Source organism: Stenotrophomonas sp. S49 (assembly GCF_016624905.1).
GTDB lineage: Bacteria > Pseudomonadota > Gammaproteobacteria > Xanthomonadales > Xanthomonadaceae > Stenotrophomonas.
The window spans coordinates 49,873-72,637 of record NZ_JACVUD010000008.1 but is presented as its reverse complement, the minus strand read 5'-3'; the positions used below and the strand labels follow the sequence as shown (position 1 = coordinate 72,637).

23 protein-coding genes are annotated in these 22,765 nt (G+C 69.2%); 11 read left to right on the top strand and 12 right to left on the bottom strand.

What is annotated here, in order from left to right; translation table 11 throughout:
* The first annotated feature begins 18 nt into the window (after window positions 1-18).
* Complete coding sequence (locus IAE58_RS03255) at window positions 19-780, top strand: SDR family oxidoreductase (protein ID WP_199932395.1); 762 nt, start codon at window positions 19-21, stop codon at window positions 778-780.
* Between the two features lie 9 nt (window positions 781-789).
* Here the strand turns inward: IAE58_RS03255 and IAE58_RS03250 are convergent, their stop codons facing one another.
* Window positions 790-1,248 (bottom strand): GNAT family N-acetyltransferase, encoded by a 459-nt coding sequence (locus tag IAE58_RS03250; protein ID WP_199932394.1) that lies wholly within the window; start codon window positions 1,246-1,248, stop codon window positions 790-792.
* A 55-nt stretch (window positions 1,249-1,303) separates the two neighbouring features.
* Here IAE58_RS03250 and IAE58_RS03245 point away from each other — a divergent pair, with 55 nt between their 5' ends.
* From IAE58_RS03245 to IAE58_RS03205, 9 genes are all read left to right on the top strand, one after another.
* The gene (locus IAE58_RS03245; protein ID WP_199932393.1) at window positions 1,304-2,221 is read left to right on the top strand and encodes a TIGR03571 family LLM class oxidoreductase; all 918 of its coding nucleotides are present in this window, start codon (window positions 1,304-1,306) and stop codon (window positions 2,219-2,221) included.
* A 106-nt stretch (window positions 2,222-2,327) separates the two neighbouring features.
* Window positions 2,328-2,657, top strand: a complete 330-nt coding sequence (locus IAE58_RS03240) for a DUF3817 domain-containing protein (protein ID WP_199932392.1) — start codon at window positions 2,328-2,330, stop codon at window positions 2,655-2,657.
* Between the two features lie 157 nt (window positions 2,658-2,814).
* Entirely contained in the window at window positions 2,815-4,011 is a 1,197-nt protein-coding gene (locus IAE58_RS03235; RefSeq protein WP_199932391.1) for an MFS transporter, read from the top strand.
* Window positions 4,008-5,207 (top strand): isochorismate synthase, encoded by a 1,200-nt coding sequence (locus IAE58_RS03230; protein WP_199932390.1) that lies wholly within the window; start codon window positions 4,008-4,010, stop codon window positions 5,205-5,207. The genes IAE58_RS03235 and IAE58_RS03230 overlap by 4 nt, the downstream gene beginning before the upstream one ends.
* A complete protein-coding gene (locus tag IAE58_RS03225) occupies window positions 5,204-6,856 on the top strand; it encodes an AMP-binding protein (protein ID WP_199932389.1) in 1,653 nt (550 codons plus the stop codon). Before IAE58_RS03230 ends, IAE58_RS03225 begins: the two co-directional genes overlap by 4 nt.
* Complete coding sequence (locus IAE58_RS03220) at window positions 6,856-7,488, top strand: isochorismatase family protein (protein WP_199932388.1); 633 nt, start codon at window positions 6,856-6,858, stop codon at window positions 7,486-7,488. The genes IAE58_RS03225 and IAE58_RS03220 overlap by 1 nt, the downstream gene beginning before the upstream one ends.
* The gene (locus tag IAE58_RS03215; protein WP_199932387.1) at window positions 7,488-7,745 is read left to right on the top strand and encodes a phosphopantetheine-binding protein; all 258 of its coding nucleotides are present in this window, start codon (window positions 7,488-7,490) and stop codon (window positions 7,743-7,745) included. The genes IAE58_RS03220 and IAE58_RS03215 overlap by 1 nt, the downstream gene beginning before the upstream one ends.
* Complete coding sequence (locus IAE58_RS03210; protein WP_199932386.1) at window positions 7,742-11,635, top strand: non-ribosomal peptide synthetase; 3,894 nt, start codon at window positions 7,742-7,744, stop codon at window positions 11,633-11,635. Before IAE58_RS03215 ends, IAE58_RS03210 begins: the two co-directional genes overlap by 4 nt.
* Window positions 11,626-12,384, top strand: a complete 759-nt coding sequence (locus IAE58_RS03205) for a 2,3-dihydro-2,3-dihydroxybenzoate dehydrogenase (RefSeq protein WP_199932385.1) — start codon at window positions 11,626-11,628, stop codon at window positions 12,382-12,384. The genes IAE58_RS03210 and IAE58_RS03205 overlap by 10 nt, the downstream gene beginning before the upstream one ends.
* 150 nt (window positions 12,385-12,534) lie before the next feature.
* Here the strand turns inward: IAE58_RS03205 and IAE58_RS03200 are convergent, their stop codons facing one another.
* The 4 genes from IAE58_RS03200 to IAE58_RS03185 are packed head-to-tail and all read right to left on the bottom strand — an operon-like array spanning window position 12,535 to window position 16,450.
* Window positions 12,535-12,921: a DUF2894 domain-containing protein gene (locus tag IAE58_RS03200; protein ID WP_199932384.1), complete on the bottom strand. Its 387-nt coding sequence runs from the start codon at window positions 12,919-12,921 to the stop codon at window positions 12,535-12,537.
* A complete protein-coding gene (locus tag IAE58_RS03195; RefSeq protein WP_108753269.1) occupies window positions 12,911-13,549 on the bottom strand; it encodes an OmpA family protein in 639 nt (212 codons plus the stop codon). Before IAE58_RS03195 ends, IAE58_RS03200 begins: the two co-directional genes overlap by 11 nt.
* Window positions 13,546-15,777 (bottom strand): DUF802 domain-containing protein, encoded by a 2,232-nt coding sequence (locus IAE58_RS03190; protein ID WP_199932383.1) that lies wholly within the window; start codon window positions 15,775-15,777, stop codon window positions 13,546-13,548. The genes IAE58_RS03195 and IAE58_RS03190 overlap by 4 nt, the downstream gene beginning before the upstream one ends.
* A 10-nt stretch (window positions 15,778-15,787) precedes the next feature.
* On the bottom strand, window positions 15,788-16,450 hold the full coding sequence (locus IAE58_RS03185; protein WP_199932382.1) for a DUF3348 family protein: 663 nt from the start codon (window positions 16,448-16,450) through the stop codon (window positions 15,788-15,790).
* 143 nt (window positions 16,451-16,593) lie between these two features.
* On the opposite strand from IAE58_RS03185, the gene IAE58_RS03180 reads away from it, so the two are divergent.
* Window positions 16,594-17,511 carry a M14 family metallocarboxypeptidase gene (locus IAE58_RS03180; protein ID WP_199932381.1) on the top strand — a complete coding sequence of 306 codons (918 nt, stop codon included), beginning with the start codon at window positions 16,594-16,596 and terminating at the stop codon, window positions 17,509-17,511.
* Window positions 17,512-17,651: 140 nt separating this feature from the next.
* Here the strand turns inward: IAE58_RS03180 and IAE58_RS03175 are convergent, their stop codons facing one another.
* From IAE58_RS03175 to IAE58_RS03145, 7 genes are all read right to left on the bottom strand, one after another.
* Window positions 17,652-18,179 carry a hypothetical protein gene (locus IAE58_RS03175; protein WP_199932380.1) on the bottom strand — a complete coding sequence of 176 codons (528 nt, stop codon included), beginning with the start codon at window positions 18,177-18,179 and terminating at the stop codon, window positions 17,652-17,654.
* Window positions 18,180-18,242: 63 nt separating this feature from the next.
* Window positions 18,243-18,536: a hypothetical protein gene (locus IAE58_RS03170; RefSeq protein ID WP_199932379.1), complete on the bottom strand. Its 294-nt coding sequence runs from the start codon at window positions 18,534-18,536 to the stop codon at window positions 18,243-18,245.
* A gap of 17 nt (window positions 18,537-18,553) precedes the next feature.
* Window positions 18,554-19,669, bottom strand: coding sequence for a type IV secretion system protein (locus IAE58_RS03165; protein ID WP_199932378.1), 1,116 nt, complete (start codon window positions 19,667-19,669; stop codon window positions 18,554-18,556).
* Between the two features lie 41 nt (window positions 19,670-19,710).
* Complete coding sequence (locus IAE58_RS03160; protein WP_233614522.1) at window positions 19,711-20,445, bottom strand: hypothetical protein; 735 nt, start codon at window positions 20,443-20,445, stop codon at window positions 19,711-19,713.
* Between the two features lie 309 nt (window positions 20,446-20,754).
* Window positions 20,755-21,093, bottom strand: a complete 339-nt coding sequence (locus tag IAE58_RS03155) for a hypothetical protein (protein ID WP_199932377.1) — start codon at window positions 21,091-21,093, stop codon at window positions 20,755-20,757.
* A complete protein-coding gene (locus IAE58_RS19935) occupies window positions 21,090-21,446 on the bottom strand; it encodes a hypothetical protein (protein WP_233614520.1) in 357 nt (118 codons plus the stop codon). Before IAE58_RS19935 ends, IAE58_RS03155 begins: the two co-directional genes overlap by 4 nt.
* Before the next feature lie 438 nt (window positions 21,447-21,884).
* Window positions 21,885-22,757 carry a LysR family transcriptional regulator gene (locus IAE58_RS03145; RefSeq protein WP_199932376.1) on the bottom strand — a complete coding sequence of 291 codons (873 nt, stop codon included), beginning with the start codon at window positions 22,755-22,757 and terminating at the stop codon, window positions 21,885-21,887.
* Window positions 22,758-22,765: the final 8 nt, after the last annotated feature.

Below are 22,765 nucleotides of genomic sequence, written 5' to 3'. Positions count from 1 at the left end.
TCAACCAGGTGCACCGTCATGACGTCTTCTACCCGTGTTGTCCTTGTCACCGGCGGCAGCCGCGGCCTGGGCCGTAACGCCGCCTTGGCGCTGGCCGCCGATGGCGCCGATATCGTCATTACCTACCGCGCGCAGGCCGACGCCGCCGAACAGGTCGTGCAGCAGATCCAGGCGCTGGGCCGTCGTGCCGCGGCTTTGCCGCTGGACATGGCCGACAGCGCCGGTTTCACCGCCTTCGCCCAGCAACTGCAGAACGTGCTGCAGGGCTGGGGGGCCACGGCGCTGCAGGGCCTGTTGAACAATGCCGGTGAAGGCCTGTACGCGCCGATTGCCGACACCACCGAGGCGCAGTTCGACAACGCGGTGGCCGTACACCTGAAGGGCCCGTACTTCCTCACCCAGGCACTGCTGCCGCTGATCGCCGATGGCGGTCGCATCCTCAATGTCTCCAGCGGGCTGGCGCGCTTCTCGCTGCCCGGCAGTTCCGCCTACGCCATGATGAAGGGCGGCATTGAAGTGTTCACCCGTTATCTGGCACGCGAACTGGGCGCGCGCGGCATCAGCGCCAACACGCTGGCGCCGGGCGCCATCGAGACCGACTTCGGCGGCGGCCGGGTGCGCGACGATGCGCAGACCAATGCCATGGTGTCGTCGATCACCGCGCTGGGCCGCGCCGGCCTGCCCGATGACATCGGCCCGGTGGTGGTGGCGCTGCTGTCGCCCGCCACCGGCTGGGTGAACGGCCAGCGCGTGGAAGCGTCCGGCGGCATGTTCGTCTGATCGGCGCAGTCAGTGCCGGGGCGGGGCGGCCAGGGTCAGCGGCTGGTAAACCAGTCCGTGCGACTCGGCCACTTCGCCATCCAGCACGAAGCCGTAGCGCTGGTAAGTGGGCACGGCATTCAGTGACGCGCTGACGCTCATCTGCGGTGCGCGCAGGTGCGGCAGCACCGCCTGCAGCAGCGCATGGCCGATGCCCTGGCCCTGGCAGGCCGGGGCCACGAACAGCATCGCCAGGTGCCGGCCTTCCTTCAGTTCCACCACGCCCACGATGCGCGCGTCCTGTTCGGCCACCAGGATGTGGTTGTCGCCCTGCAGGCGATCGCCGAAGGCGGCAGGCGCGGCCACCGCGGTAAAGGTCGCCACGCCCTGCGCGCTCAGGGTGGGTGCCACCGCCCGTTCGAACGCGGCCATGCACACGGCGCTGATCGCTGGAGTGTCCTGGGCGAGGGCGGGGCGGATCCTGTGCATGCAGTGTTCTTCCTGTGGTGGCGTGGTGGTAACCCTGCCACGCTAAGCTGGTTGCATGAGCGATTTCAATGCCGCGCATGCGCGGGTGTTTCCATCGCAGCGCCTCAGTCTGGGCCTGATGACGCCGCTGGCCGCGCACGGCGTGGCCGATCTGCGCAGCGCACGTACGCATGCACGGCTGGCCGACGATCTGGGCTTTGCCGCGTTGTGGACGCGCGATGTGCCGCTGATGGTCCCGCAGGGGCCGGACGCCACGGCCAGCGCACTCGATGATCCGTTCCTGTGGCTGGCAGCGTTGGCCGGCGCCACCGAACGCATTGCGCTGGGCACCGCGGCCATCGTGCTGCCGCTGCGGCATCCGCTGCATGTGGCCAAGGCCGCCCGCAGCCTGGACCGGATCAGCGAAGGGCGCTTCATCCTCGGCCTGGGTTCGGGCGACCGCCCGGAAGAGTTCGCCGCGTTCGGCGAAGACCTGCACCATCGCGGTGCGGCGTTCCGCCAGCGCTGGTCGGTGTTGCGCGCGGCGCTGTCGCCCGACGCCCATGCGCAGGCCGAACTGACCGATGCCACCGGCGGCTTTGCGGTACTGCCGCCGCCGCAGCGGCGCATTCCCATGCTGGTGGTGGGCACGGCGCGGCAGAGCCTGCAGTGGATCGCACGCGACGCCGAGGGCTGGGCCACCTATCACCGCGAAGAAGGCGCACAGGAAGGCCGCATCGGGCTGTGGCAGCAGGCGCTGGCACAGGCCGGCGCTGCCAAGCCGTTCGTGCAGTCCATGCAGTTGGATCTGCAGGCCGATCCGCACGCGCCGGCCACGCCGTTGCCATTGGGCATGAAAGTGGGCCGGCACGGTCTGCAGGCGTATCTGCAGCGGGTGCATGCGCAAGGCGTGGCGCATGTGATGTTCAACCTGGTCGACAACGGCCGGCCGGTGCAGGCCGTGCTGGAGGAAATCGCGTCGGTCGGGCTGTGAGGGTTCGAACGCCGGGCACGGCCCAGCGCTACCCGGCACGGCGGGTTCCTGCAGGCGTTCGCATCTGCGTATCATTCGCGTTTGATTCCCCGGCCCGGAGCCTTTCGTGACCCAACGTTCCCCCCTGCACCCGTTCGGGCGCGCGTTCGCCATCGTTGCCTTCATCGAAGCGCTCACCTGGGCCGGGTTGCTGCTGGGCATGTGGCTGAAGTACGGGCCGGCCGACACCGTGGCGTTGGTGAAGCTGTTTGGTCCGCTGCATGGCGGTGCGTTCCTGGTCTACGTGGCGGTCAGCCTGCTGGCGGCGCTGCGCCTGCGCTGGCCGTGGTGGGCCACCGGCTTGGCCCTGCTGGCGGCCATTCCGCCGCTGGTCACGCTGCCGCTGGAATGGTGGTTCCGTCGGCGGGGCCTGTTGTCGGCGCGTAGCGTCGGCTGATCCAGCGCGGGCAGCGGTTGCTGTCCCATTCAAGTGAATGGGTATCAAATGCAAATACGAGCCGTTATCATTTGAGGGCTGGATGCGCGCCTGTCGGTGCCGCGCCAGACGGGCCCGCAAGGCGCCCGCGCTCCTTTCCTGAAACGGCTGGTGTTCCATGAATGCACGTCCCGTCGTCGCCGGTCTGCCGGCATTGGTGTTGGCTGCCCTGATCGGCACCATGGCGATGATGTCCTTCGTCGCGGTCATCGGCCCGGTGGTGCGCTTGCTGGGCCTGGCCGAATGGCATGCCGGTCTGTCGGTTACCGCAGCCGGTGTGCTGTGGATGCTCGCTGCACGCCCCTGGGGCCTGCTGAGTGACCGCATCGGCCGCAAGCGCGTGCTGCTGCTGGCCATGAGTGCCTACACCGTGGTCTACATCGGCCTGGCGGTGTTCATCGACCGCGCGCTGCAGTCGGTGCCGGCGGTGCTGGTGTCGGTGGCGGTGCTGGTCGGCACGCGCGGCCTGATCGGCCTGTTCTATGCGGCGGTGCCGCCAACGGCTGCGGCGCTGATCGCCGACCAGTCACCGCCGGGGCAGCGCACCCAGTTGCTGGCGCGACTGGGCAGCGCCAATGCCTTGGGCATGGTGCTGGGGCCGGCTGCGGCCGGTTGGCTGGCCTACCGCAATCTTCCGTTGGCGCTGTACGCCGCCGCGCTGCTGCCGTTGCTGGCGCTGGCGCTGCTGGCCTGGCGCCTGCCGGCCACGCCGCCGGTGGCGGCCAACGCGGCGCAGAAGCGCACGCCATTGGCGCGCATGGATGCACGCGTGCGGCTGCCACAGCTGACCGCGTTGCTGGCCATGATCTCGGTCACCATCGCCCAGGTCACGGTCGGCTTCTTTGCGATTGATCGGCTGGCGCTGGACGCCGCCGCCGGTGCGCGCATGGCCGGCATCGCACTCACCGCGGTCGGCGTCGGCCTGATCCTGGCGCAGGTGCTGGTGATGAAGCTGGACGTGCATCCGCGGCGCTGGATCGCGCTGGGCGCGTTGATCGGCGGCCTGGGCTTCGCCTCGGTGGCGGCCGTGCAGCAGCCCTGGCAGCTGCCAGCGGCCTACGCCATCGCGGCATTCGGCATGGGCTTCGTATTCCCGTCCTTCCAGGCGTTGGCCGCCGATGCGGTGGAACCGCACGAGCAGGGTGCTGCCGCCGGTACTGTGGCCGCCGCGCAGGGCGTGGGCATGGTGGTGGGGCCGATGTTGGGCACGCTGCTGTACCGCGCCAATGCCAGCCTGCCGTACCTGCTGGTGGGCGTGCTGCTGTTGCTGCTGTGCGCACTGGCGCTGGCCCACCGTCGCGCGGAGGCCGCATGAACGATTCGATCGTGTTGGGTGATCGCAACCACGAAGCGCCCTTGGCCGACGCAGCAATCAACGCCGATCAGGCCGACCTTTTCGTGCTGCAGCAGGCGGGCCAGCAGGTGCACGCGCGCGGCTGCCGTGCGCGCCTGTCAACCGGCGCACTGAGCACGCTGGCCGACCGCGTGGCGGATTTCTTCAGCCAGCAGCGCGGTGGCCCGGGGCTGCTGGTGGGCGCGGTGCCGTTCGAGCCGCGCGCCGACGATGCCTTGTACCAACCCGAGCGCTTGTTGCCGGCGCTGCCGCTGCGGCCACAGGCCGCGCCGGTACTGCAGGGGGCGCTGCAGGCCGAGCCGTCCGCACAGGCCTATGCCGATGCGGTGGCGCAGGCGGTGCTGGCCCTGCGTGCCAGTGATGACGCGTTGCAGAAAGTGGTGCTGGCTCGCAGCCTGCTGGCGCAGACGCAGCGGCCGCTGGCGCCGGATGCGCTGCTGGCACGGCTGGGCGCCGATCCTTCGGTGGCGACCTACGCGGTGCCGCTGCCGGTCGACCCGGCACAGCCACCGGCCTGGCTGGTGGGCGCAACGCCGGAGCTGCTGCTGCGCAAGCGCGGCGCCCAGGTGTTGTCGCATCCGCTGGCCGGTTCGGCACGACGCAGTGCCGACCCCGCCCAGGACCAGGCCGCTGCGCAGGCGCTGCTGGCCTCGCGCAAGGATCACGACGAACACCGCCACGTGGTCGAGGCCATCGTGGCCGCGCTGTCACCGTGGTGCCGCCAGGTGGACGCGCAGCCGCGCCCGGTGCTGCATGCCACCGCCAGCATGTGGCACCTGGGCACGCGCATCCACGCCACACTGGATGATCCGTCCACGCCGGCAGCGCTGCTGCTGGCCGCACTGCATCCCACCCCGGCAGTCTGCGGCACGCCACAGCAGTCCGCGCTGCAGCGCATCCGCGCACTGGAACCGGTGCCGCGCGGCTTCTATGCCGGCGCCGTGGGCTGGCTCGACGCGCAGGGCGATGGTGACTGGTACGTTGCGATCCGCTGTGCGCGCCTGCAGGGCCGCCAGCTGCGCCTGTACGCCGGCGCCGGCATCGTCGCCGAATCCTCGCCGCAGGCCGAAGTGGCCGAAACGGCGGCCAAGTTCACCGCCTTGTTGAATGCGCTGGGGGTCCACGACCCGGCGCCGCTGCAGGAACTCCTGTCATGACCACCCATGCCGTTCCCCACCGTGTTCCGCTGCAGCAGGTCTGGCCGGCCGAGCGCGCGCAGCGCTATCGCCAGGCCGGCTACTGGCGCGGCGAAACCTTCCCCGGCTTCCTGCGCGAGCGCGCCGAACGCTATGCCGACGATGTTGCCGTGGTCGCCGGGGATACCCGCCTGACCTACGCGCAGCTGTGGCATGAAGCTGGGCGCATCGGCGCCGGTCTGCTTGCACTCGGGCTGCAGCCGGGTGACCGGGTGCTGCTGCAGCTGGGCAACACCGCCAGCTTCATCAGCGTGGCCTGTGGTCTGTTCCGCGCCGGGCTGGTTCCGGTGTACGCGCTGCCGGCGCACCGCATCACCGAACTGGTGCATTTCGCCACCAAGGCCCAGGTCAGTGCCTACGTCACCACGGCGCTGCACGAGGGCTTCGATCACCGCGAACTGGCGCGTGCCCTGCAGGCGGCGGTGCCGGCCGTGCAGCAGGTGGTGATCGATGGCGAGGCAGGCGAGTTCACGGCGCTGGATGCGCTGCAGGGCGACCGCGCCACGCTGCCGGCAGACCCTGACCCGCAGTCGGTGGCCTTCCTGCAGATTTCCGGCGGCAGCACCGGCCTGTCGAAACTGATTCCGCGCACGCACGACGATTACATCTATTCGTTCCGCGCCAGCAACGAGATCTGCGGCATCGACCGTGACAGCGTGTACCTGGTGGCCCTGCCGGCCGCGCACAATTTCCCGATGAGCTCGCCCGGCTTCTTCGGTGCGCTCTACGCCGGTGCGCGCGTGGTGATGAGCCCGGGCCCCGGGCCTGACGCGGCATTCCCGCTGATTGCCCGCGAAAAAGTGACCTGCTGCGGCCTGGTGCCACCGCTGGCCTTGCTGTGGGCGCAGGCGGCGGCCAGCCGCAGCGAGGACCTTTCCAGCCTGCAGGTGCTGCAGGTGGGCGGTGCCAAGCTGGTGCCCGAAGCTGCGCGGCGCGTGGTGGACGGGTTGGGCTGCACGCTGCAGCAGGTGTTCGGCATGGCCGAAGGCCTGGTGAACTACACACGGCTGGACGACCCGCTGGAACTGATCGTGGCCTGCCAGGGCCGGCCGATCAGTCCCGACGACGAAGTGCGCGTGGTCGATGACCACGACCAGCCGGTGGCCGAAGGCGAAGTCGGCCACCTGATCACCCGAGGCCCGTACACCATCAACGGCTACCACAACGATCCGGCGGCCAATGCACGCGCCTTCACCGACGACGGTTTCTATCGCACCGGCGATCGCGTCCAGCAGTTGCCTGGCGGCTACCTGGTGGTGCAGGGCAGGGCAGGCGACCACATCAACCGCGCTGGCGAGAAGATTTCGGCCGAAGAGATCGAAGACCATCTGCTGGCGCACCCGGCGGTGTTCGACGCGGCCGTGGTCTCCATTCCCGATGAGTATCTGGGCGAGCGCAGCTGTGCCTTTGTCATTGCCCAGGGCGAGCCGATCAAGGCGCCGGCGCTGAAGGCGTGGATGCGCACCCGAGGCCTGGCCGCGTTCAAGGTGCCCGACCAGGTGCTGTTCGTCGACAGTTTCGATACCACGGCGGTCGGCAAGATCAGCCGCCGCGAACTGCGTGCGCAGCTGCGCGCGCGTCATCTGCAACAGACAGGAGGAACGCGCTGATGGCGCTGCCCCGCATTACCCCCTACGCGCTGCCAACGACCAGCGAACTGCCGGTTGCACGCGGCCCCTGGCAGCCCCAGCGCGACCGCGTGGCGCTGCTGGTGCACGACATGCAGCGCTACTTCCTGGCCGCCTTCGATGGCGAACAGGCACCGCTGCAGCCGGCCGTGGCCAATATCGCGCGGCTGCTGGCGCATTGCCGCGTGCATGGCATTCCGGTGTTCTACACCGCCCAGCACGGCAACCAGGACCGGCGCGACCGCGGCCTGCAGGCCGATCTGTGGGGCCCGGGCATGCAGCGCGGGCAAGCGCATGAAGCGATCATCGACGCGTTGGCGCCGCAGGAAGGCGAGCACGTGCTGGTCAAGCACCGCTACAGCGCGTTCCAGCGCAGCAACCTGGAAACCCTGATGCGCGTGCGTGGCCGCGACCAGTTGCTGGTGACCGGCGTGTACGCCCATATCGGCTGCACGGCGACCGTGGCCGAGGCCTTCCAGCGCGATATCGAAGCCTTCATCGCCGCCGATGCCGTGGCCGATTTCTCGCGTGCCGACCACGACCAGGCGCTGTACTGGATCGCCCGCACCTGCGGGGTGCCGATGACCACCGACCGACTGCTGGAGCTGCTGTGATGAGCGCAGGCGCTGAACCGCTGACCCTGGAACGCATGCGCGCCGACCTGGCGCGGGTGCTGGACTGCACGCCGGCCGAGATCGGTGACGATGACAACCTGATGGATCTGGACCTGGATTCGATGCGCATGCTCGGCCTGGTGCTGGCCTGGGGCAACACCGGCCTGCCGCTGGAATTCTCGCAGCTGGCCGAACACAGCACGCTGCGCCAGTGGTGGACGGTGGTGCAGCGGCTGCAGGCTGCGCAGGCGGCATGAGCGCGGCGGCGCTGGCCACGGCCGTTGCCCTGACCGAAGCCCAGATCGGGCTGTGGTACGCGCAGCGGCTGGCACCGCACAGCCCGGCCTTCAATACCGCCCATGCGGTGTGGATGGACGGTGCGCTGGACGTGCCCGCTTTCGCGGCCGCGGCCAACCAGGCGGCGGCCGAGGCGCAGGCCTTCGCACTCCGCTTCGGCCAGCACGCGCAGGGCGAGCCCCTGCAATGGCACGATCCGGCGCATGTGCCGACGCTGCAGCTTCACGATGTTTCCGGCGCAGCCGATCCGGACGCGGCCGCGCGCGCGGCGATGCAGGCGGACCGACTGACGGCGGTCGATCCCACCCGCGACCGTCTGGCACGGCAGGTGCTGTTCCAGCTGGGCCCGCAGCGCTGGGTCTGGTACCTGCGCGTGCACCATCTGGCCACCGATGGGTATGGCATGGCCTTGTTCAGCGATCGCGTGTGCGCGCTGTACGCCGGGCGGCCCGGTGACGCGCTGCCTGCGTTGGATGCCGTGTTGGCCGACGATGCGGCGTATCGTGCCGATGCACGGCGTGACCTGGCCCGGCAGTGGTGGCATGCGCAGCTGCAGGGGGCGCCGGCGGGCACGGGCCTGGCGGGCACCGCCGCGGCCAGCGACGATGCGCTGCGCTGGGTGCAGCCGCTGGACAGCAGCTTCCGTGAGCGCCTGCTGCAGACCGCTGCGGCGTGGCTGCAGCCGTGGCCGGATGTGCTGACCGCGCTCACCGCCGAGTATCTGCGGCGCATGGGCGCGGCCGACGAAGTGGTGCTGGGCATTCCCTACATGGGCCGGCTCGGCAACGCCTCGGCACGCGTGCCGGCGATGGTGATGAACGTGCTGCCGCTGCGCGTTGCCGCCGCCGAAGTCAGCGTGGAATCGCACTGTCGCGCGCTGGGCCGCCAGCTCAGCCAGGGCCGCAAGCATGGCCGCTATCGGGGTGAACAGCTGCGCCGCGACCTGGGTCTGGTGGGGGCGCAGCAGCGCCTGCATGGGCCGCTGGTGAACGTGCAGCCGTTCTACCGCCCGCTGGCGGTGCCCGGTGTGCAGGCCACCCTGGAGGTGCTGTGCACCGGCCCGGTGGATGACCTGACCCTGGGTTTCCGCGGCGATGGCCAGCAGATGCTGGATCTTGAGGTCGAAGCCAATCCCGCGCTGTACGGCGCGCTGGATCTGCCGGCGCATGCGCAACGCCTGCTGCATTTCGTGTCGGCGGCCCTGCAGGCCGACGACATCGGCGATGTGCCACTGGCCACGCCCGAAGAAGCGCAGCAGGTGCTGCATGGCTTCAACGCCACCGACCACCCGCTGCCACACAACACCCTGGCCGAGCTGCTGCGCCAGGGCATGGATCGCGACCCGCAAGCCCCCGCGCTGGTGCTGGGCGCGCAGACGTTGGACCACGCCACCCTGGAAGCACGCAGCTTCGCTCTGGCCGCGCAGTTGCGCGCGCTGGGCGCCGGCCCGGGCACGCGGGTGGCGGTGGCCTTGCCGCGTTCGCTGGAACTGGTGATCGCGCTGGTGGCCGTGCTGCGCGCAGGCGCCGCCTACCTGCCGCTGGATCTGGACCATCCCGATGAGCGCCTGGCACGCATCCTGGTCTCGGCCAAGCCGCTGTGCGTGTTGGGCGAAGCGGACACCGCGCCGCGCCTGGCGGGTGTGCCGGTCCTCGCACCCACGCAGTGGACCGATGTCAGCTTCGCCGCGCCATGGCCGGGGCCCGACGCGCACGATGCGGCCTATGTGATCTACACCTCCGGCTCCACCGGCGAGCCCAAGGGCGTGGTCATCGAGCACCGCGCGATCGTCAACCGCCTGCTGTGGATGCGCAAGCACTACCGCTTCAGCGCCGATGACCGTGTGCTGCAGAAGACACCGGCCACCTTCGATGTGTCGGTCTGGGAATTCTTCCTGCCGTTGCTGTGCGGGGCGACCCTGGTGCTGGCCCCGCCGCAGGCGCATCGCGATCCCGCTGCGCTGGCGCGGCTGATCCGTGCGCATAGCATCACCACCGCGCATTTCGTGCCGTCCATGCTTGATGCGTTCCTGGCCGCGCCGGATACGCAGGGCCTGCAGCTGCGCCGCGTGTTCACCAGTGGCGAAGCCTTGGATGCCTCGCTGCGAGACCGCTTCCATGCGCGCGTGCGGGCGCAGCTGCACAATCTGTACGGGCCGACCGAAGCCGCGGTGGACGTGAGCTATTGGCCTGCATCGGCGGACGATGCGTCGCGCCCGGTGCCGATCGGCTTCCCGGTCTGGAATACCCGCCTGTACGTGCTCGATGCCGCGCTGCGGCCGCAGCCGGTGGGGGTGCCGGGTGATCTGTATCTGGGCGGCGTGCAACTGGCGCGCGGCTATCTGGGCCGCGATGACCTGACCGCCGACCGCTTCCTGGCCGATCCGTTCCTGCCCGGCGAGCGCATCTACCGCACCGGCGACGTGGCGCGCTGGCGCCCGGATGGCGCGGTCGAATACCTCGGCCGTAGCGATCACCAGGTGAAGCTGCGCGGGCTGCGCATCGAACTGGGCGAGATCGAGGCGGCGCTGCGAGAACTGCCCGGCATGCAGCGGGTGGAAGTGCTGCTGCGCCACGATGCGCCGGCCGAGCCGCGGCTGGTGGCCTATGTGCCTGCAGGCCTGGACGATGCGGCCGCGCTGCGCAGCCATCTGGCCGCACGCGTGCCCGACTACATGGTGCCGTCGCTGTTCGTGGGGGTGGCGCAGTGGCCGGTCACCGCCAATGGCAAGCTGGACCGCGCAGCGTTGCCCCCGCCGGCGCAGGTGGTGGCTACTGGCCTGGCGCCGCGCACGCCGCTGGAACAAGAACTGGCGCAGCTGTTCGCGCAGGCGCTGGGTCGCGATGCGCCGGTGCCGGTGGACGCGGACTTCTTCAGCCTGGGTGGCGACTCGTTATCGGCGGTGCATCTGTTGCTGGCCATCGAACAGCGCTGGCGCTGCGAGCTGGGCCTGGGTGCGCTGTTCGCCCAACCCACGGTGGCCGCGCTGGCCACGCGGCTGGCCGAGCCGCCGGCCAACGCCGACCATGCCCTGGGGCCGGTGATCGCACTGGCAGCGCCGGAGGGCGAAGCCACGGCTGCACCGCTGTTCGTGCTGCACCCAGCCGGCGGCATCGCCTGGAATTACCGCACGCTGGCGCGCGCACTGCAGCCCGCGCGCCCGGTGTATGGCCTGCAGTCGCCTGCGCTCGACCCCGCGCAGCCGCTGCCGGGCAGCATCGATGCCATGGCCAACGACTACGTGCAGCGCGTGGTAGCCCTGCAGCCGCGCGGCCCCGTGCATCTGCTGGGCTGGTCGGTGGGTGGCATCCTGGCCCAGGCCATGGCCGTGCGCTTGCACGACATCGGGCGTGAGGTGGGCGAACTGGTGCTGCTGGATGCCTATCCCGCTGAGTGCTGGCGGGCCGAACCCGAGCCCGACCCGATTGCCGCGCTGCGGGCGTTGCTGGCCATTGCCGGGCACGATCCGGACGCGCACCCGGAACTGGACAGCCGCGAGGCCATCCTTGCCTTCCTGCGCCAGGGCGGCAGCGCGCTGGGCAGCCTGCCGGATGCAGTGCTGGAAGGCGTCGTACGCGCGGTTACCGGCACCAATCGACTGATTCGAGCCCACCACCACCGCCCGTACGTGGGCACGCTGGTGCATGTGCGCGCAGGGCGCGACCATGTGGCCCGGCCGCAACTGCAGTCGGCGCTGTGGCAGGCGCATGCGCTGGACGTACAAGCGCTGGAACTGCCGTTCCTGCACGCCGAATTGACTGGCCGCGACGCGGTGGCGCAGTTGGCGCCGTGGCTGTCGGCACGTCTGCAGCACTGGGATGAACAACAGGAGATCGCAACATGCAGTTGACCGGGTTTGAAGGCCGCGTGGCGCTGGTGACCGGCGCCGGTGGAGGCATCGGCGCGGCGCTGGTTGAACTGCTGGCGTCGGCTGGTTGCACGGTGGTGGCCACCGATCTTGCCGCGCCCGTGGCGCAGGCACGTGGGGTACGCGCCTTTGCACTGGACGTGACCGACAGCGGTGCAGTGGATGCGCTGGTGGACCAGGTGGAAGCGCGCATCGGCCCGATTGCGCTGGTGGCCAACGTGGCTGGCGTGCTGCATGTGGGCGAGGTGGTGCAGACCACCGATGCCTATTGGCGCCGCGTGTTCGCGGTCAATGCTGAAGGCGTGTTTCATGTCAGCCGCGCGGTGGCGCGGGTGATGTCACCACGTCGGCAGGGGGCGCTGGTGACGGTCAGCTCGAACGCGGCCGGTGTGCCGCGGCATGGCATGGCCGCCTATGCCGCATCGAAGGCAGCGGCGACCATGTTCACCCGTTGCCTGGGGCTGGAGCTGGCGCCGCTGGGCATCCGCTGCAACATCGTCGCTCCCGGTTCCACGCTCACCCCCATGCAGACCGGCATGTGGGAAGACGGGCAGGGCGCCGAGCGGGTGATCGCGGGCAACCTGGAGACCTACAAGGCGGGAATTCCGCTGCGCAAGCTGGCCACCCCGGACGACATCGCCCAGTCGGTGATGTTCCTGCTGTCCGAGCAGGCCGGCCACGTGGCCATGAGTGATCTGTATGTGGACGGCGGCGCCACCCTGCGCGGGTGATGCACGCGTCGCCGATTTCCGGTAGGTGCCCACGTTGGTGGGCACATGAGCGCTGCGTGTGACAACCAAGCGTTGGCACCTACCAAGAGCGGGTCGGTTGGCACCTACCAGAAGTGGGTCAGGGCGAGGGTGGTGCTTGCGCCCGGCCGGTCAGCCTGCGGTTCGGGGTTTGCGCGTGCGCTTGGGCTTTGCCGCATCACCGCCGCTGGCTACGCCGTCCTGCAGGGCCTGCAGCCACGACAGGGTATCCACGTAATCAATGAAATGCCGCAGGTAGCCGGGGCTGGCGCCCTGCATGGTGTCCAGCATGCGCTGCACCAGCACCGCCGAGTTCAGCGGGCCGCCGTCGGCGGGGGCTTCGGCGCGCAACGATCGCTTGACCTGCAGCTCGCTGCGCAGGGCCGACCACTCGCGGCGCACCGTTTCCAGCATCGGCACCTGCGGGTAGTGTTCGCGCGCGCGCGAACCGGCATCCAGATCGCGTACCAGGGCACGCAATCCCTCACGCGCAGCGCTGGCAGCCGGCTTACTTGCCATCGCCAGCCTTCGGCTTGGGAATCGGCGCGATCTCCACGCGGCGGTTGCGCGCGCGGCCGGCTTCGTCTGCGTTGGAACTGACCGGCTGCTCGCTGCCGAAGGCGGCGGCGAACACGGCATCGGCCGGCACGCCGTCGGCGATCAGGGTACGGGTCACGGTCAGCGAACGCTGTGCGGACAGCTCCCAGTTGTCTGCGAAGCGGCGATTGCCATCGCGGATCGGCGCATCGTCGGTGAAGCCGCTGACCATCAGGATTTCATCGCGCGAGCCCAGGTAGGCCGACAGCGGGGCAGCCAGGCTGCGCAGCAGTTCCTGGCCTTCCGGCTGCAGCTGGTCCGAGTTCAACGCGAACAGCACGTTGCCGCTGATGCCGATGCGGCCATCGACCAGGGTCACCCGGCCGGCAGCCAACGGCCCGGCCAGTGCCTGTTCCAGCGTCTGCAGGCGCTTGGCCTCGGCCTGGCGCTGCTTCACTTCGGCGTCCAGGCGTTGCGACAACTCAAGCTGCACCGCCACCACGCCCACCAGGATCAGCACGAAGGCGCCCAGCAGCACCGACATCAGATCGCCGAAGGCGGCCCAGATCGGGGCGTGCGAACCGCCATCGACCTCCAGTTCGTCGCTCATGCGCTGCCGGCCTTGCCACGGCGCGCGGCCAGCTGCTGCAGTTCGTCCATCACCTGCTTCTGCGACAGCAGGCTCAGGTCGACTACTTCACGGGCCTGGGCCACGTAATAGGCCAGCTGTTCATCACTGCGTGCCAACGAGGCATCCAGCGCGCCGCCAATCTGTTCCAGGCGGCCGGAAAGCTCGACCGCCGCGCTGCCGAACTGTTCCACCGCCGCGCCGAAGCTGCCGGCCAGCTGGCCCACATCGCCGGCGCTGCCGCTCAACTGCGCGGCAATGCCATCCAGCTTGCCGGTCTCGGCGGCGATGTGATCGGTGAAGCGGCTGCCCACGCGTTCCAGCAGCTCGGCCGAACCGCCCACCAGTGCGTCCACTGCGCTGCGCTGTTCGTGCGAGGCATGGTTGATGGCCTCCAGCAGGGTCTGCACGGTGGCCAGCAGGTGGCCGCGTTCTTCCAGTACGGCGTTGTCGCGTACCAGGCTTTCCGACAGCGTGTTGCGCAGTTCGTTGATGACTTCGGCGGCGGCCTTCGGCGCCTGCGCGGCGGTCTGCAGCAGGGTGGACACTTCGGCCAGGGTGGCGCTGGCCTGCGCGCGGCCGTTGTCGCCAATCTGCTGGGCGGTGTCGGCCAGGGTCTGGCACACGGTCTGCTGCTGCGCGGTCAGGTCGGCAGAGGCCGCCTGCAGTGCATCGGTCCAGCGCTGCAGGCGCTGTTCGTCGCTGGCCTGCAACTGCGCCTGCAGGGCGACGTGGGCCTGCTGCAGATCGGCGCTGACTGCATCCCAGCGCGCCTGGCGCTGCTGTTCGCGGGTGTCCAGGCTGGCCTGCAGTTCGGCATGCGCGGCGGCTGCGGCGGCCTGTGCGTTGTGCCAGTCCTGGGTACGCTGCTGCTCGTGGGCCTGCAGCAGCGCCTGGCTGTCGGCATGGCGCGCATCCAGCGTCTGCAGCAGGGCCTGCGCCTGGGTGTGCAGGCTGTCGTTGGCGCTTTGCAGCGCGTGCTGCTGGCGCTCGGCCAGCTCGCGGTTCAGCGCATGCTGCTGCTCGGCGGCCGTGCGCCAGGTGTCGGCATGGCGCTGGGCATCGCCCTGCAGGCGCTCACCCAGGCTGGCCAGCAGCGTTTCACTTTGGCGGGCCTGGCCGTCGCTGAAGGCCTGCAGGTGCTGCCGCAGTTCGGTCACCAGCGCCTGCTGGGCCTGGGTCTGCTCATCCACCACGCGCGCCCAGCTGGCCTCGGTGGCCACGCGGCTGCGCTCGAAGCCGTCGGCCAGCCCGGCCAACTGCTGCTGCACGGCCTGTTCGACGCGCACGTGCAGTGCCTGGCCGTGGCTGGCCAGACCGGCCAGCGTGGTTTCGGCCAAGGGCTGCAGGGCGCCGCCAATGGCGCTGGCGCTGGCTTCGGCACCTTCGCGCAGCGATTGCTGCAGCGAGACCGCCAGCCTTTCCTGCAGCGCCTGGCTCTGGGTCAGGAATTCGCCCTGGCCAGCCAGCAGGCGCTCGTTCGCGGCACTGCTGTGCTGCTCGAACGCACGGGTCATGTCCTGCAGGCGGTCCACCAGTGCGGGCAGGGCGGTGGACTGCGCCTGCAGCAGGCGCAGCGATTCGGCGCGCTGCCAGGCCTGCGAATGCGGGTGCAGGTCACCGGCGATGGCGCGGTCCAGCTGCTGCACGGCCTGCAGGCGGTCGCGGCGCAGCAGGGCGGCCAGCAGACCCAGCATGGCCGAGCTGGCCACACCGGCAATGGATGTGCCGAAGGCCACGGCCAGGCCCTGCACCGGCGACGCCAGCGAACCGCGGATGGCGGCCATGTCGGTGGCGCTCTGCAGCGCCAGGCCGGTGCCGCGCAGGGTGTCCATCATGCCCAGCAGGGTGCCCAGCATGCCCAGCAGCACCAGCAGCCCCACCAGGTACGGGGTCAGCACCGGCGCGGGCAGGGCGGTGCGCTCGCCTTCCACGCGCAGGCGCACGGCATTGCGCAGGCCGGCCGGCACGCGCTCCAGCCACGGCTGAAGGCTGTCCTTGGCCAGCGCTACATCGGCCAGTGCGGCACGCAGGCCGTTGCTGGCCTGACGGTAGCGGTACAGCTCCACGCCACCGGCCACGTAGCAGGCCGCGATAACCGCCGCCACCAGCGCGCCCAGCGGATGCACGGCCACATAGCCAATGCCGATCCAGCACACGGCCAGCAGGCCCACAAGGAAGACAACGACGGGGAAAACGGTTCTGGACATGGTGTTCCGGTCAGTGGGGGCGCAGGGCTGCAAGCAGCCCATGAATCGGGTGGAAGCGCAGTTCAAGTTCGGCCAGCAGCAGGCTGCGCATGTCATTCCTGAAGGGAGCGCGCCAGCCGGGCTGGCCATGCACGCGCTCGAAGCGCGCGCCCAGCACGGCCGGGGCGGTGGCCAGCAGGGCGTGTTCGCGCGGGCTCAGGGTCTGTTCCATCACCGCGTCGACCTCGGCCAGCCGCGCCAGTTCGGGCGCGGTCTGTACCAGTTGGTCACGCAGGCGGCCGCGCAGGCGGCCGGTGGCGGTCTGCATCGCCCGTTGCAGCACCAGATAGCGCTGCCGCAGCGAAGCGAAATTGGCGGTGGCGGCCGCCTCGGCCAGGTCCAGCAGGCGCTCGGCCTCGGCATCCTCGTTCAGCGAGGCCAGTAGGCTGGTCTCGGCCTGGGCGCAGTCGGCCAGCAGATCGTCCAGCGCTTCGGCCGGCTCGGCAGACTCGGCAGACTCGGGCAGGCGGCCATCCAGGGCCCCGGACAGGGCCACGGCACGGCTCCAGTCCACCCACTGGCCGAGGCGATCGGTCAGGGCAGGACTGGTGGCCGGCATCGCGCCGTCACTGAGACGGGCGAGCAGACGGAGGAAGTCCGGTCCGCCCAGGACCGGCTGCACTGCGTTCGCCATCAAGGGGTTGGGGGCCAAAACCGTTGATTTTACAGCCAGATGACCCTGGCCGTATGAAAGGGCCGGCGGCATGCCGCCCGTGCCCGGCAGCAGGCGTACAATGGCCGGCTGCACTACCGCACCTGAATCCACTGGAGTTCCGCATGACCCTGGCGCAGTTCTACCCCATCGGCACCCCCGGCCAGCCCTGGGGCGATGCTGAACGCGCACAGTGGCGGGCCCGCCAGCAGAAGCAGCGCAGTTACCACGACGATGTGGTGGCCGAGTTGGAACGCCTGGACGAACGCTTCGACGTGCTGCAGTACGGCCAGCTGGATTACGCGCCCGACCATTACCCGCTGTTTGCGGTGGTGAACCACGACTGGAACCCGGCGCTGCCCACCGCGCTGGTAACCGGCGGCGTGCACGGCTACGAGACCAGTGGCGTACATGGCGCCCTGCAGTTCCTGCAGGACCAGGCCGAGCGCTACCTGGGCCGCTACAACCTGATCGTGGCGCCTTGTGTCAGCCCGTGGGGCTACGAGCGCATCCAGCGCTGGAACCCGGACGCCATCGACCCGAACCGCAGTTTCCGTGACGGCGGCCAGATCGAGGAAGCGGCGGCCCTGATGCGCTGGCTGGCCGAGCGCAAGCCGAACATCCGGGTGCACCTGGACCTGCACGAAACCACCGACAGCGACCTGCACGAGTTCGACCCGGCACGCTGCGCCCGCGACGGCAAGCCGTTCGAGCGCGACACCATTCCCGATGGTTTCTATGTGATCGGCAACAGTGAAGACCCGCAGCCGGAATTCCAGAAGGCGCTGATTGCCGCCGTGGCGCCGATCACCCATATCGCGCCGGCCGACGTCGAGGGCAACCTGGTCGGTCTGCCGCTGCAGTCGCTGGGCGTGGTCTGGGGCGAATCGCGCTCGATCGGCGCCTGCGCCGGCTTTACCGATGCGCTGTATGCCACCACCACCGAGGTCTACCCGGACAGTCCGCGCACCAACCCGCAGGAATGCAACGACGCCCAAGTGGCGGCGGTGTGCGCAGGGCTGGATTTCGCGCTGGCGAACTGAGGGGCGCAACGAAATAGCGTTGCTTTTGATTAAGCAACCGAATTCCGTTGCCTCTGGCCGTTGTGCGCCGGTCTGGATTTCGCGCTGGGTAACCCGGTAGCGCCGGGCCATGCCCGGCAAGCAGGACCGGTGCACCCGGCCTAGCAGCTGGGCACTTCGTCCGGGCGCGGTGCCAGGGCCAGGGCCGGGGGTTCGTCGGCCACGGCAATGAACAACGCGTTGTAGCCGCGCATGTCGCAGTCCACGCCGGTGCGGTAGGAATTCAACACCAGCCGTACCGGGCCGCTGAAGTAGTGCTGCTGCTTCAAGCCGGTCTTGCGCTGGGCCGGCGACAGCAGCGCGCTGATGATCGTGTCGGTGTTGCGGATCCAGATCTCACTGACCGGGCCACGGCCCGCATCGTGCGGCAAGCGTCGCTGGCTGGCCGCGTCCGGTTTCAGCACCACGCGGTAGCCGCCGCCGAACCCCTCGCTTTCCGGCTCCCAGGCCACCTGCAGGGTGCCCGATACGGTGGCGCTGCCGCTGAAGCGGGTTTCGTTCGGCTCAACAAAGACCGAACGCTTGAAGGGCGACGGTTCGGAGGAGATGAATCGCGCCTCCTGGGCCTGGGCATTGGCTGCACCCAGGGCGAATGTGGCGACCACGAACAGCAGGGCGTGTGCTTTCATGCGGCGGTCCGGGCCGGAGCAGGGGCGATCTGCTGCGCACACTAGCACCGCACTGGCCTGCGGTCACTCGGTGGCCACGCCTGCGCCCTGCAGCCCGTTCGGGAATGCTTTCGGGCAGACCCGTGCGAACTGCAGGGCCGAGATCGGGTTGTAGCAATAGATGTTGGTGATGGTGAACGTGCCGGTGGCCGGGTCGACGGGCGCCCAGCAGTCGCCGGGCACGCCGAGGGTGCAGAACAGGAAAGGGTTGTCGTTGTAGTAGGGGATGGGCTCGTAGTAGTTGTCCGACTGCGCCCCTGCCGGCAGGGCGAGCAGCTGCAGCAGCACCAGCGCGCAGACGCCGCGTGTTCTCTTCATTGCATGTTCTCCCTTCTTCACAGCATGCGGCTGCTGTCATGGTGGGCATTGCCGCGAAGGCCGGTCGCTTCCGGCAACGGTGACGGCGATGCGGCGAAGGTACCCATCGGTAGCGCGTCCTGCGTTGCCATGGCCGGCGTTGCTGCCGGTGCCGACGCCGGAGACAACCCAGGTGAGCCCGATATGCCCGGCGGCGGCGTCGGGCTGGCAAACGGCGAATAGGCCATGAAGGCGCCCATGTTGCCCTGCCACATGGCCGCGCCGATGGTAGGCGCCGTGATGATGAGCGCGGTCATCAGCAGCCCGATGCCGCCTTGTTGCAGCGCCTGCGATGACAAGCCTTCGCCAGTGTCGATCGGGAGCAGCTCCATTACCCAGTAGGCGGCGGCCACTTTGGCGGTGAACTTCAGCACCATGGCCGACACCACCGACAGGATGGACATCGAGAACAGCGTGCCCAGCACATAGAACAGCCACTTCTTGAACAGGTCCTTGGTCTGCTCGAACATCAGGGCGAGGATGAAGATCGGCCCGATGCCCATCAGGAACGCCATGGTGAACTTGAACAGCAGCAGCATGGCACCGGCGGCCATGGGCGGGCTGGCGGTACCGAAGCTGGCCAGCTGCATGGCGCGGCCTTTCTTTTCGATCAGTTCGGGATCGCTTTCATCCACGTGGATGGCGTCCAGCGCTGACAACGCCAGCTGCGTGTACAGCAGGTTCTCGTCAATTGAATCGGCTGCACCGCCGCTGCGCTTCCCGGTAAACAGCTGGTGGATCTCCTTGTCCAGGTTGTCGGTAACCGCCTTATGCAGTGCCGTGCCATTGGTCCCCGCGGCGGTGGCGGCCATGACCACCAATGCCACTTTTGCCGCCCGCCCCATGATCGCCATGGCCGACTGTTGCGAGCGCCCGGCGGCGAGCGCGTAGCCCTGGACCAGCATCCAGAACGTGGTGAGCGTCATTGCGGTGAAGGTGACCCATCGCGCGGCGCGGCGGGTAAGGTCCAGCCCGAATTCGGCGATCTCTCTGTCGAAGTAGTCACTTACCAGCCGGAAGAACAGGAAGTTCCCCGGCGTGATGTCTGCCAGAAGCGGTAGGCCGAACGCGGCGCTGTCAACGAATCCATTCATGCCATCTGTCCATCGGTGGGGGGAGAGGGAACGGCGACGCCTCAGTTCGACAGCGCCCTTGCCAGCACGGCGCCCCGTACCAACTGGCCCAGCAGGCTGGGGGGCTTGCCGTCCAGCGCCTGGCGCGCCAGCTGCGCCCGTTGTGCGGTCAGGCCTTCGATGTAGCCGTCGTAGGCCTTCATCTGGGCCTGCCAGTGCTGCAGGTCCATTTCGTTCTGTGCAGCGAAGCGGTGGACTTCGTTGTCATTGGCGGCCAGGTTGCCCTGGCTGTTGCCGGTTTGGCTGCGCTGGGTCTGGATGGCCTCGAACTGCCGGTTGCGCTGGACCAGCCGATCGAGCATGCGCACGGTGGCGTTGTACTGAGTGTTCCTGGCGCGCACGATGCGCGCGCAGATGCGTGTCTGCTCGCTGGCTGCATCGCCGCCGATGCCCGGCAGCAGATCGCCGAGTGCGCGCGGTAGACCGCCAATGCCGCGCCCTGCTGCGCCGGGGCAGCGCTCCTGCAGCTGGTAGTCCTCGCTGCGTTCGGAAAAGCTGTCGGACATCACCGAATCGGTACGCGGCAGTGGATTCAGTTGGATCAGCTGCTGCTTGTAATGTTCAACCTGCTGCTTGTAATGCTCTGCCTGCCGCTTGTACTGCTCGATGGCCTTGGCCATCGACTGCGGGTCGTTGACGGTCCAGGTGGCATGCGTGGGCCCGGCCAGCAGCATGGCAACGGCGACACACGCCAGCAGGCGCATCGCGCGGGAACGAACGGGTGAGGTGCGGGTCATGGCAATCCTTGCAAACCGGGCGGGGTACCTGCGGTTCCAGCGCCGTGCGATCACGGCTCCTTCCGCGGTGCCCACATTCCATTGCCGGGCCACGAGGGCGGTCAATCAGAAACCTTGCACCTCGTGTCGCACGTGACTGGTGGCGCCGTGTCGACGGCAGCGGGAACGAAGCCGCGGCGCGGACGTTCGGTGGTTCAGCCGCCGCGGCTCGCACACGACACGCCCCTCAATAGCCAGTGGAAGCGGCGCCCTGAATCTGTCCGTTCACGCCATCGCGCGCGGGAACGACGTTGATCAGGGCGCCAGAGGCTAACCGTTGAACAGTTCCTGCCCGCAACGCGGGCATTCACCGCTGGCCAGCGCGCGTTTGCCAAACCTGCCCAGCAGGTGGCGCGAACAGGCCGGGCAGACCAGTCCGTCGGGCAGGGGGCGGCGGCGCGGGTTGTGCAGCAGGATGTGGGCGAACAGGCCCAGCAATACGCCCAGATGCAGAAGCGTGGGCAATGGCTTCAGGTGCAGGGGTGTTATCGAAAGCAGCAGCGTCGGCACCGTTGCGACAATGCCGAACAGCCAGAGGTGCTTGATCAGGAACTGCCTTTCCACGGCACGGAAGGCGGTCTGCAGGTAACGGAGACGGCCGCGGGTCATGGCTGTGCGCCTGCGCCATCGCCGTGCAGGCGATCACCCACCTGTGCGCTCAGCGCCACGCACGCCATCATCAGCCCTTCCATCACGCGGTCGCCCAGGCACTCCTCGTCGTTGCCGCTCTGCCGCACGCGTTCGGCGGCCAGCAGCAGTTCCTGCACCACGCGCAGGCCGGCCACGGCGCAGTCGGCATCGGCCAGTTGCACGCACCGGGTCGGCACCGGGTGCTGTTCGGGCCAGGGTTGGCCATTGGCGGCGGCGCCGCGCCCGATGCGGCGCAGCGTGGCGGCGAAGGTGGTAGGGTCGGCGGCCGCCGGGCGGGCAGGGCGCAGCGGCGATACATCAGGCGTGGTCATGGCGTGGCTCCGAAAGGGGCAAGCAACAACCGCCACACAAAGGTGGCGGGCGGTACGCGGTTCGAATCCGGATGACCTCAAGCCGGCGGGCGTGAACGCCCCCGCGCACCGCCCGCCATGGCCGGCAGGCGGATTGCCAGCCGACGCCGCACAGGGCGGCGCCGACTGGCAAGCGCAATCACTCAAGATCACGACGGGATTCGAAGCCCGGCCATCCGTTTTCGATGGCCCGCCATCTGTAACCGCGGTGATGCCGAATGCCAATCAGAAAAGTTGAAGAACGCACTCTGATAGCGACGCTTTCGGCATTGTCGCAGGCTGTTAAGTAACCGCTATCCAAAGTGGCGCGAGGCGCTGCACCCAACCGGCAATCTGCGACACAGTGCCGCCTAAAACACCTGCACACGCCGTCCGCAACATGGCATTTGCGACAACGAACTAGCCCAGCGCGTCCTGCACCGCCGCCACGAACGCGCGCACTTTCGGCGGCACCCGGCTGGCGCTGGGGTAGACCGCCCAGATATCCAGCGGTTCGGGCGCGGCATCATCCAGCGTGATCGCCTGCACATCGCCACGCGCCAGCGCATCGCGCACATACCACTGCGACAGATTGGCGATGCCCAGCCCGCCCGCGCAGGCTTCATACACCGCTTCCACCGAACTGGCCGTCAGCCGGCCCGCCACCCGCTGCCGCAGCGGCTTGCCCGCGCGCAGGAACGCCCAGTGGCGGGTACCGCTGGCGGCCAGGCACTCGTGCGCGGCCAGGTCGGACAGCACCCGCGGCTGCCCACGCTGTTGCAGGTACGCAGACGAGGCGATCAGCACGCGTGGGTTGTCGGCCAAGCGCCGCGCCACCAGCCGGTTGTCGCGCAGCGGCGCAATGCGGATGGCCACATCGATGCCCTGCGCGACGATATCCACCTGTTCGTCGGTGGTGTGCAGATCCACGTGCAGGCGGGGGTGCTCGGCCATGAACGCCGGCAGCAGCGGCGCCACCACCCGGCGCCCGAATGCGGTGGATGCGGTGATGCGCAACTGGCCGCTCAGGCCGCCGCCGTCGGGGTGCAGGTCGGCCAAGGCATTGGCCTGGCCTTCCAGCAGCGCCTGCGCGTAGGGCAGGAACACCTCGCCATCGCTGGTAGGCGACAGGGAGCGGGTGGTCCGGTGCAGCAGGCGCGCACCCAGCTCGGCTTCCAGCGCCCCAAGGCTGCGCGAGGCCGACATGGCGGTCAGGCCCAGCTTGCGCGCCGCGCCGGCCAGGCTGCCCACGCGCACGGCTTCCACGAACACCTGCACATCGCTCAGGTTCATTGTAACGA

Bases quoted from the DNA above. Each gene is read 5' to 3' on its own strand.
- IAE58_RS03255 (WP_199932395.1), top strand. From the start codon at position 19: ATGACGTCTTCTACCCGTGTTGTCCTTGTCACCGGCGGCAGCCGCGGC.
- IAE58_RS03250 (WP_199932394.1), bottom strand. From the start codon at position 1,248: ATGCACAGGATCCGCCCCGCCCTCGCCCAGGACACTCCAGCGATCAGC.
- IAE58_RS03245 (WP_199932393.1), top strand. From the start codon at position 1,304: ATGAGCGATTTCAATGCCGCGCATGCGCGGGTGTTTCCATCGCAGCGC.
- IAE58_RS03235 (WP_199932391.1), top strand. From the start codon at position 2,815: ATGAATGCACGTCCCGTCGTCGCCGGTCTGCCGGCATTGGTGTTGGCT.
- IAE58_RS03230 (WP_199932390.1), top strand. From the start codon at position 4,008: ATGAACGATTCGATCGTGTTGGGTGATCGCAACCACGAAGCGCCCTTG.
- IAE58_RS03225 (WP_199932389.1), top strand. From the start codon at position 5,204: ATGACCACCCATGCCGTTCCCCACCGTGTTCCGCTGCAGCAGGTCTGG.
- IAE58_RS03220 (WP_199932388.1), top strand. From the start codon at position 6,856: ATGGCGCTGCCCCGCATTACCCCCTACGCGCTGCCAACGACCAGCGAA.
- IAE58_RS03215 (WP_199932387.1), top strand. From the start codon at position 7,488: ATGAGCGCAGGCGCTGAACCGCTGACCCTGGAACGCATGCGCGCCGAC.
- IAE58_RS03210 (WP_199932386.1), top strand. From the start codon at position 7,742: ATGAGCGCGGCGGCGCTGGCCACGGCCGTTGCCCTGACCGAAGCCCAG.
- IAE58_RS03205 (WP_199932385.1), top strand. From the start codon at position 11,626: ATGCAGTTGACCGGGTTTGAAGGCCGCGTGGCGCTGGTGACCGGCGCC.
- IAE58_RS03200 (WP_199932384.1), bottom strand. From the start codon at position 12,921: ATGGCAAGTAAGCCGGCTGCCAGCGCTGCGCGTGAGGGATTGCGTGCC.
- IAE58_RS03195 (WP_108753269.1), bottom strand. From the start codon at position 13,549: ATGAGCGACGAACTGGAGGTCGATGGCGGTTCGCACGCCCCGATCTGG.
- IAE58_RS03190 (WP_199932383.1), bottom strand. From the start codon at position 15,777: ATGTCCAGAACCGTTTTCCCCGTCGTTGTCTTCCTTGTGGGCCTGCTG.
- IAE58_RS03185 (WP_199932382.1), bottom strand. From the start codon at position 16,450: ATGGCGAACGCAGTGCAGCCGGTCCTGGGCGGACCGGACTTCCTCCGT.
- IAE58_RS03180 (WP_199932381.1), top strand. From the start codon at position 16,594: ATGACCCTGGCGCAGTTCTACCCCATCGGCACCCCCGGCCAGCCCTGG.
- IAE58_RS03175 (WP_199932380.1), bottom strand. From the start codon at position 18,179: ATGAAAGCACACGCCCTGCTGTTCGTGGTCGCCACATTCGCCCTGGGT.
- IAE58_RS03170 (WP_199932379.1), bottom strand. From the start codon at position 18,536: ATGAAGAGAACACGCGGCGTCTGCGCGCTGGTGCTGCTGCAGCTGCTC.
- IAE58_RS03165 (WP_199932378.1), bottom strand. From the start codon at position 19,669: ATGAATGGATTCGTTGACAGCGCCGCGTTCGGCCTACCGCTTCTGGCA.
- IAE58_RS03160 (WP_233614522.1), bottom strand. From the start codon at position 20,445: ATGACCCGCACCTCACCCGTTCGTTCCCGCGCGATGCGCCTGCTGGCG.
- IAE58_RS03155 (WP_199932377.1), bottom strand. From the start codon at position 21,093: ATGACCCGCGGCCGTCTCCGTTACCTGCAGACCGCCTTCCGTGCCGTG.
- IAE58_RS19935 (WP_233614520.1), bottom strand. From the start codon at position 21,446: ATGACCACGCCTGATGTATCGCCGCTGCGCCCTGCCCGCCCGGCGGCC.
- IAE58_RS03145 (WP_199932376.1), bottom strand. From the start codon at position 22,757: ATGAACCTGAGCGATGTGCAGGTGTTCGTGGAAGCCGTGCGCGTGGGC.